This window comes from Sandarakinorhabdus sp. (assembly GCF_031422795.1).
Classification (GTDB): Bacteria; Pseudomonadota; Alphaproteobacteria; order Sphingomonadales; family Sphingomonadaceae; genus Sandarakinorhabdus.
The window spans coordinates 1-3,364 of the sequence record NZ_JANPML010000385.1 but is presented as its reverse complement, the minus strand read 5'-3'; the positions used below and the strand labels follow the sequence as shown (position 1 = coordinate 3,364).

2 protein-coding genes are annotated in these 3,364 nt (G+C 65.9%); both read left to right on the top strand.

What is annotated here, in order from left to right; genetic code table 11:
* A partial coding sequence (locus RMO81_RS13570) for a DUF6504 family protein (protein WP_409049622.1) occupies nt 1-699 on the top strand: 699 nt, incomplete at its 5' end.
* The coding region (locus RMO81_RS13565; RefSeq protein WP_310476426.1) for an error-prone DNA polymerase at nt 696-3,364 on the top strand (2,669 nt) is incomplete at its 3' end. The genes RMO81_RS13570 and RMO81_RS13565, both read left to right, overlap by 4 nt.

Sequence of the window (3,364 nt, the reverse complement as noted above, 5' to 3'; positions counted from 1 at the left end):
CGGCGGTTCGCACTGGCGCTTTATCGCGCCGATGGCCATGTCGCGCATGTTGCGGTGGAAACCGCCGAACCGCAACGCGAGACGAGCGTGCTACTGCGCCTGTTCGATGAACGCATCGCCGCGCTGAACGATCCGCTCGATCCCGGCTTTGGCTATGATCTCGTCCGCCTCGCCGTGCCGGTGACGCACAGGCTGGACGAAACGCAACTGGGGCTGGAGGGTGGCCAGCTTGCCGAAACCCAGCTCACCGAACTGGTCGACCGCCTCACCGCCCGGCTGGGCCGGGGTCGCCTGCGCCGCCTGGCCCGTGCCGACACCCATATCCCCGAACAGGCGAGTTTCGATCTGCCGCTGGCTGGCAGTGCAGCGAGCCACTGGCCAACACACGCCCCCGGCGAACCGCCCCTGCGCCCCATCCGCCTGTTCGAACCGCCGCAACCCATCGAGGTGCTGGCCGAAGTGCCCGACGGCCCGCCGCGCCGGTTCCGCTGGCGCGCCCGCGTGCACGATGTGACCGCCCACGAAGGCCCGGAACGCATCGCCGCCGAATGGTGGCGGCGCAAGGATGGCGCCGGGCTGACCCGCGATTACTGGCGAGTGGAAGCCGCTGATGGCCGGCGCTACTGGCTGTTCCGCCACGGCCTGTATGAACGCGAAACCGGCAGCCCGCGCTGGTATCTGCACGGTCTGTTTGCATGACGCACAAAGGCCCTTTGGCAGGCTTTGCCGAACTGGCCGCGGCGACGCATTTCTCCTTCCTGGAAGGCGTGTCGAGCCCGGCGGCGATGGTGGAGGCGGCGCTGGCACTGGGCCACGCTGGCATCGGCATCGCGGATAAAAACACGGTGGCCGGCGTGGTGCGCGCCCATGTGGCGGTGCGCGAACTGGCCGAAGCCGCGAAGGAGACTGGCACCGAACTGCCCGCCTTCAAGCTCGCCGTGGGCGCGCGGCTGGTGTTCGCTGATGGCACGCCTGATGTGATCGCCTATCCCGCCCACCGCCCCGGCTGGGCGCAGCTGACGCGGCTGCTCACCACCGGCAACCGCCGGGCGGCGAAGGGCGATTGCATCCTCCACCTCTCCGACTTGATCGAACATTCAAGTGGGCTGTTGTTGATCGCGCTGCCGCCCACTGGCGATCAGCAGGGCCGGCTGGCCGAGCTGGCGCGGGCTTGCCCGGATCGGCTGTGGCAGGGCGCGATGCTGCACCAGGGCAGCGCCGATCGGCGGCGGCTGGCGGTGCTCAGCGCGGTGGCCGATGCAGCGCAGGTGCCGCTGCTGGCGCTGAACGCGCCGCTGTATGCGACGCCGGCGCAGCGCCCGCTGCACGATGTCATCCGCTGCATCGGCATGGGCGAAACCCTGAACAGCGCCGGCACGCGCCTGGCTGCCAATGCCGAACGGCACCTGAAATCCGCCGCCGACATGGCCCGCCTGTTCCGCGATTTCCCCGCCGCGCTGCAGGAGCCGGCCCGGTTGCTTGCCCGCGTTGATTTCAGCCTTGATCAGTTGCGGTATGAATATCCCAACGAGCCAGTTCCGCCGGGTTACAGCCCGCAAGGCTGGCTGGAAACGCTGACCCTGCAAAAGGCCCGCGAACGCTGGCCCGATGGCGTGCCGCCCAAGCTGATGGCGCTGCTGGTTGACGAATTCCGCATCATCGCCAAGGCCGGCTATGCGCCCTATTTCCTCACCGTCCACGATATCGTTGCCTTTGCCCAAGGCCGCGGCATCCTGTGCCAGGGCCGCGGCAGTGCGGCCAACAGCGCGGTGTGTTTCGTGCTCGGCATCACGGCGGTCGATCCATCGAAACACAATTTGCTGTTTTCCCGCTTCATTTCCGAAGAGCGCAAGGAGCCGCCCGATATCGACGTCGATTTCGAACACGAGCGCCGCGAGGAGGTGATGCAGTGGATTTATGAACGTTATGGCCGGGAACGCGCCGGCATCGCCGCCACCGTGATCCACTATCGCCCGCGCAGCGCCGTGCGCGAGGTGGGCAAGGTGCTGGGCATGAGCGAGGATCTGACCACGCGGCTGTCGAGCACCGTGTGGGGCAGTTACGCCAGCACGATGGAGCGGCAGCGTTTTGCTGAAAGCGGGCTTGATCCCGACAGTCCGGAGATTGCGCGGCTGGGCAATCTGGTGACGCAGATCCTGGGCATGCCGCGCCATCTTTCCCAGCATGTCGGCGGTTTCGTGCTCACGCAAACCCGGCTGGATGAACTGGTGCCGATCCACAACGCCGCCATGGCCGATCGCACCTTCATCGAATGGGACAAGGACGATATCGACGCGCTCGGCCTGATGAAGGTGGATGTGCTGGCGCTGGGCATGCTCAGCTGCATCCGCCGCGCGTTCGAGTTCATCGAGACCAACGGCGGCCACAGTTACACGCTCGACAATGTGCCGGGCGATGCGCCGCCCGGTGAAACCAACGATGTGTATCGCATGCTGCAAAAGGGCGATTCCATCGGCGTGTTCCAGGTCGAAAGCCGGGCGCAGATGAACATGCTGCCGCGCCTGAAGCCGGCGGAGTTCTACGATCTGGTGATTCAGGTCGCCATCGTGCGGCCGGGGCCGATCCAGGGCGATATGGTCCACCCCTATCTGCGGCGCCGGCAGGGGCGCGAGGCGGTGAGTTTTCCCAGCCCCAAGCCGCCGCATGATCCCGATGAGCTGAAAAACGTGCTCGGCAAGACGCTGGGGGTGCCGCTGTTTCAGGAACAGGCGATGAAACTGGCGATCACGGCGGCGAATTTCACGCCGGCCGAGGCCAACCGCCTGCGCCGTTCCATGGCCACGTTTCGCAGCAATGGCGGCATGGAATATTTCGAATCCAAGCTGGTCGATGGCATGGTGGCGCGCGGTTATGAGGCAGATTTTGCGCTGCGCTGCTTCAACCAGATCAAGGGGTTCGGCAGTTACGGCTTCCCCGAAAGCCACGCGATTGCCTTTGCCCGGCTGGTGTGGGTTTCGGCGTACCTGAAATGCCGTTACCCGGCGGTGTTTGCCGCCGCACTGCTCAATGCCCAACCGATGGGATTCTATGCGCCGGCGCAGATCGTGCGTGATGCCCAGGAGCATGGGGTGACGGTGCGCGCGGTGGATGTGAATCACAGCGCGTGGGATTCGACGATCGAGGGCGGCGAAGTCCAAACTTCCGTTGGTGTCGAGCGAAGTCGAGACACGTCGCGCCAACGTCCCTCGACTTCGCTCGGGACGAACGGATTAGTGTTACGCTTGGGATTAAGACAGATCGACGGTCTGCGCCTCGACGCCGCCACCCGGATCGTCGCGGCTCGCGGCGACACGCCCTATGCCTCGGTCGAGGATGTCCGCGTCCGATCGGGCGCCAATGTGGC